Annotated in this window: 6 protein-coding genes and 1 tRNA gene; 5 read left to right on the top strand and 2 right to left on the bottom strand. The window is 33.6% G+C overall.

The window, feature by feature from the left end:
- Positions 1–577, bottom strand: a 577-nt coding sequence (locus tag WBQ70_RS05640; RefSeq protein ID WP_423911558.1) for a hypothetical protein, incomplete at its 3' end; no start/stop codon positions are given.
- Between the two features lie 85 nt (positions 578–662).
- Positions 663–739 (bottom strand) — tRNA-Ala (locus WBQ70_RS05645).
- Between the two features lie 116 nt (positions 740–855).
- Between WBQ70_RS05645 and WBQ70_RS05650 the strand changes: the two genes are divergently transcribed.
- The 5 genes from WBQ70_RS05650 to WBQ70_RS05670 all read left to right on the top strand — a co-directional run.
- Positions 856–1,623 carry an enoyl-CoA hydratase/isomerase family protein gene (locus WBQ70_RS05650; RefSeq protein WP_423911560.1) on the top strand — a complete coding sequence of 256 codons (768 nt, stop codon included), beginning with the start codon at positions 856–858 and terminating at the stop codon, positions 1,621–1,623.
- A gap of 142 nt (positions 1,624–1,765) precedes the next feature.
- Positions 1,766–2,218, top strand: a complete 453-nt coding sequence (locus WBQ70_RS05655) for a 6-pyruvoyl trahydropterin synthase family protein (protein WP_423911562.1) — start codon at positions 1,766–1,768, stop codon at positions 2,216–2,218.
- A 160-nt stretch (positions 2,219–2,378) separates the two neighbouring features.
- Complete coding sequence (locus tag WBQ70_RS05660) at positions 2,379–3,119, top strand: UDP-2,3-diacylglucosamine diphosphatase (RefSeq protein WP_423911563.1); 741 nt, start codon at positions 2,379–2,381, stop codon at positions 3,117–3,119.
- A gap of 208 nt (positions 3,120–3,327) precedes the next feature.
- Entirely contained in the window at positions 3,328–3,567 is a 240-nt protein-coding gene (locus WBQ70_RS05665) for a FeoA family protein (protein ID WP_366185971.1), read from the top strand.
- A gap of 1 nt (position 3,568) precedes the next feature.
- Positions 3,569–3,885 (top strand): FeoB small GTPase domain-containing protein (locus tag WBQ70_RS05670; protein WP_423911565.1); only part of this gene is annotated, 317 nt, incomplete at its 3' end.

Here is a 3,885-nt window from a genome sequence, read left to right on the forward strand (position 1 = left end):
TCTTTACTTTTTGCTCATTATTCCCTTTCATATATTCAAAAATTAAATGGATTTTTTCAATATCAGTCCTCAGAGTTGAATCAAATGGATTTTGTTTAGCACCATCTATTTCGATAGGTGATATATAAGTTTCGTCTAATACGAATCTTCCCATTTCTGGTAATAGTAAAATATCATTAATATAATTTAGAATATCTCTTAAAGGAAACATCAAGTATAAATGATTATTAATTAGATTTGGGTTTGTATTTATTAAAGCTTGTAAAGTGTTAATTTGAATTCTAAGATAATTTTCTGTGGTTGATTTTGTGCTGTCAAGACAATAAGAGTAAAGATTATTTTTTGCTTTTTGAGATTCTCTATATAGTTTCTGGAGAAGTAAGTCTTTTGCTAAGATACTTGTCTGTATAAATTCTCCTAAATCATTTTGTATAAGATATTGAATTTCAATAGAATTTCCTAAATCGAAACTAATACAGTCCGAGTAAAGAAATTCATTTTCTATTTCTTTTAATATATTTTCACTGTCAATAATATATTCAAAATATGCTAAAGGATGTAAATCTGTACTATTCATAAATACAAAAATAGAAAATGTTGCAATATTGTTGCAGGTAAAAAACAAAAGCACTTACAATAAGTTTGTAAGTGCTTGATTTTACTGGTGGAGAATACGAGATTCGAACTCGTCACCTCTTGCCTGCCAGGCAAGCGCTCTAGCCAAATGAGCTAATCCCCCAGAATATTTCACAAATATAATATAATAACCCATTCAAAAAAGGAAATTCTAATAATTCAGTGGTCAAAAACAAACCGTAAGCCTAATATTTATAACTTTACCTCAAAGTAATCACTATGGCCGCACAAGACACGATTGGAATCGTAACCACAAACATTCAAAACAAGACAGCAACAGTCACTTTTGGGCATCCCGCAAGCAATTCATTCCCCAGAAATTTACTCGATAAACTGACTGCAGAAATCCATAAATTGAGTTCCAATCAGGAGGTTTCAGTTATTGTTTTACAAAGTCAGGGCAATGGAGCCTTTTGTGCTGGAGCAAGTTTTGACGAACTTTTAGCAGTACAAACGCTGGATCAAGGCACTCATTTTTTTTCTGGATTTGCTCATTTGTTGAATGCTATGCGCAATTGTTCACAAATCATTGTGGGGCGAGTACAAGGTAAAGCTGTTGGTGGTGGAGTGGGTATTATAGCTGCCTGTGATTACGTTTTTGCAACAGTGTCGAGCGCTATTAAGTTGTCTGAAATTGCTATTGGTATTGGACCTTTTGTCATCGAGCCTGCCGTAAGTCACAAAATCGGAAAAACAGCTATGAGTCAGCTGGCATTAGCTCCTCATGCATGGAAAACCGCACCATGGGCAAATGAAAAAGGGCTTTATTCGGAAGTCTTTGATAACCAAGAAAACCTTGATGAAAACCTAAACTCCTTTGTCGAAAAACTAGCATCTTACCATCCCCAAGCCTTGCAAGAACTAAAAAAAGTCCTTTGGGAAGGAACCGAAAATTGGGACACACTATTATTGCAACGAGCACAAGTCTCTGGTAAATTAGTGCTTTCTGATTTTACTAAAAACGCTTTAAGTCAATTCAAAAAGTAATTTTTTTTGGAGCTTTTTCCTGCTGTCCGCTGTATCTTTTTTGCCCGAAAAAGGCAAAAAAGGATGCCGCTACCATCAGGGCTAGGGCAAAGTGCTTAATTATCGTTTCTATTCACTAAATTTGCATTCAAAATAAAACAAAATGAGCAACATTAGAATCACCAAACAATTTAATTTCGAAACCGGTCATGCCCTTTATGGTTATGATGGAAAATGTAAAAACGTCCACGGTCACAGTTATAAATTGTCAGTAACCGTAATGGGACGTCCTATTACTGATCGCACTAATGTAAAGTTTGGGATGGTAATTGACTTCTCTGATTTGAAAAAAATTGTCAAGGAAGAAATCGTGGATCAGTTTGATCATGCCACTGTTTTCAATGAAACAACTCCTCATGTCGAGTTAGCTAACGAACTTAAAAATCGTGGGCATCACGTAATTTTAGTCGATTATCAACCTACTAGTGAAAACATGGTAATTGATTTTTCACAACGTATTATTTCTCGTTTGCCAGAAGGAATTAAACTATTCTCATTAAAATTACAAGAAACGGAATCTTCGTTTGCAGAATGGTTCGCTAGTGATAATTTGTAAAAAATAGTTAGGAGTTAAAGGTTATAAGTAAAGGGTTAAAGGAAGGGTTTTATAGGTGTTTACCCTCAACGTATAATTCTTAACTTACAGCATTTAACATATAATTTTTATGCATACTACATAACTTCTAACACTTAACCCAAAAAACTTAACCCCTAAAATGAAAAAAGTATATTTTGCTTCTGACCAACACTTTGGAGCACCTACAGCCGAATTAAGTTTGCCACGTGAAAAGAAATTTGTCGCTTGGCTAGACGAAATAAAGCAAGATGCTGAAGCAATCTTTTTATTGGGTGATTTATTCGATTTTTGGTTCGAATACAAAACCGTTGTTCCTAAAGGTTTTGTTAGGGTGCTGGGCAAACTTGCTGAAATTAGTGATAGTGGCATTCCAATTTACTTTTTTGTTGGAAACCACGATTTATGGATGCATGATTATTTCCAAAAAGAATTGAACATTCCAGTCTATCACGATAATCAAGAATTTACTTTTGGAGGCAAAACTTTCTTAATTGGTCATGGGGATGGAAAAGGCCCTGGTGATTTGGGATACAAGCGCATGAAAAAAGTATTTACAAATCCTTTTTCTAAATGGCTGTATCGTTGGTTGCATCCAGATATTGGTGTTGGTTTAGCACAATATTTATCAGTCAAAAATAAACTGATTTCTGGGGATTCAGATGTTAAATTTTTAGGAGAGGATAACGAATGGTTGATTTTATATGCCAAACGAAAACTAGAAACCAAACATTACAACTACCTTATTTTTGGACACCGTCATCTGCCTATGATTCATCCGGTAGGCGAAAATGCTGATTATGTCAATCTTGGTGACTGGATTAGTTATTTTACATATGGTGTTTTTGATGGAGAAACTTTTGAATTGAAAGAATACAAATAAAAACGATAAACTTGTTTTGGTTAAGGAGTTTTAAATCCGATCAAAACATGCTTATCTTATTTATAATTTATTCAGATTGATTGCAGTATTACCATGTAGCCATTTCTATTGTTTTTTTCTCTTATTAAAAGACATAAAAATGACAATTATCATTTGTATTCATATTATAATATGTATTTTTGCAATCTTAATTCAATCTAAATAAGACTTGCGTACCACAATCAATTCTCTAAAAAAAGGCGAAAAAGCCATAATCAAAGACTTTGATATTGATGTTATTCCGTTAAAACTGCTCGAAATGGGTTGTTTGCCAGGTAATATGGTGGAGTTGTTGCAAATTGCTCCTTTTGGAGATCCTTTATATTTAGATATTAATGGCTCTCATCTTGCTATTCGAGTGGAAACTGCCGCCGAAATTGAAGTTGAATTAGTCCAAATCAAACTTTAAAATGATTAACGAGAATATCAATGTTGCCTTAATAGGAAATCCTAACGTGGGGAAAACTTCGGTTTTTAATCAATTAACAGGATTGAACCAACAAGTTGGGAATTATCCGGGTATTACCGTTGAGAAAAAAATAGGATTTTGTAAATTACCGAATAATATCAAAGCCAATATCCTTGATTTACCAGGAACGTATAGCTTGAATGCAAGTTCAATTGATGAAAATGTGGTGATTGAATTGCTGTTAAACAAAAATGATAAATTATATCCTGATGTTGCATTAGTAGTGACTGATGTCGAGAATCTAAAAAGAAACTTACT

This window comes from Flavobacterium sp., from assembly GCF_049590715.1.
Taxonomy (GTDB): domain Bacteria; phylum Bacteroidota; class Bacteroidia; order Flavobacteriales; family Flavobacteriaceae; genus Flavobacterium.